The 898-nt window shown below is 61.5% G+C and carries 1 protein-coding gene; it reads right to left on the reverse strand.

Annotated features, from left to right (window positions below; genetic code table 11):
• The coding region (gene bamA, locus J4E53_RS30520) for an outer membrane protein assembly factor BamA (protein WP_103311427.1) at window positions 1–898 on the reverse strand (898 nt) is incomplete at both ends.

Raw genomic sequence — 898 nt, forward strand, 5'->3', positions numbered from 1 at the left:
TGATCGAGCCGGAAGCCTGCTCTTCGACGCTGTAGTTCACATCGACCTGGTCATCGACGCCCGGCACGGCCGGTGTCTCGACGTTGACTTCCTTGAAGAAGCCCAGGCGCTCCAGGCGGGTCTTGGACTGGTCGATCAGGTAGGTCGACGCCCAGCCACCTTCCATCTGGCGCATTTCACGGCGCAGCACTTCGTCCTCGGACTTGGTGTTGCCACGGAAGTTGATGCGGTTGACGTAGGCGCGCTTGCCCGGGTCCACGGCGAACGTGATGTCGACGGTATGGTCTTCATCGTGCGGCTGCGGCACGCCGTTGACGTTGGCGAAGGTGTAGCCCTCGTTACCCAGGCGGCGGGTGATCAGCTCGGAGGTGGTGGTCATCAGCTTGCGCGAGAACACCTGGCCCTTCTGTACCAGCAACAGCGACTTGACCTGGTCCTCGGGAACCTTCAGGTCACCGCTGAGCTTGACGTCGCGAACGGTGTACTTCTCGCCTTCGTTGACGTTGACGGTGATGTAGACGTGCTTCTTGTCCGGGGTGATGGACACCTGGGTCGAAGCGATGTCCATGTTGATGTAGCCACGGTCCAGGTAGTAGGAACGCAGGCGCTCCAGGTCACCGGAGAGTTTTTCACGGGCGTACTTGTCGTCGTTCTTGAAGAACGACAGCCAGTTGGTGGTCTTGAGCTCGAACAGGTCGATCAGGTCTTCATCCGGGAACACCGTGTTGCCCACCACGTTGATGTGCTGGATGGCCGCCACGGTGCCTTCGTTGATGTTGACCTTCAGGCCGACGCGGTTGCGCGGCTGCGGCACCACTTCGGTGTCGACGGTGGCCGAGTAGCGGCCCTGGGCAACGTACTGGCGCTGCAGCTCGTTACGCACGCCCTCGAGGGTGGC

Origin of the sequence: Pseudomonas sp. FW305-28, assembly GCF_017351395.1 — a bacterium.
Lineage (GTDB): Bacteria > Pseudomonadota > Gammaproteobacteria > Pseudomonadales > Pseudomonadaceae > Aquipseudomonas > Aquipseudomonas fluorescens_AA.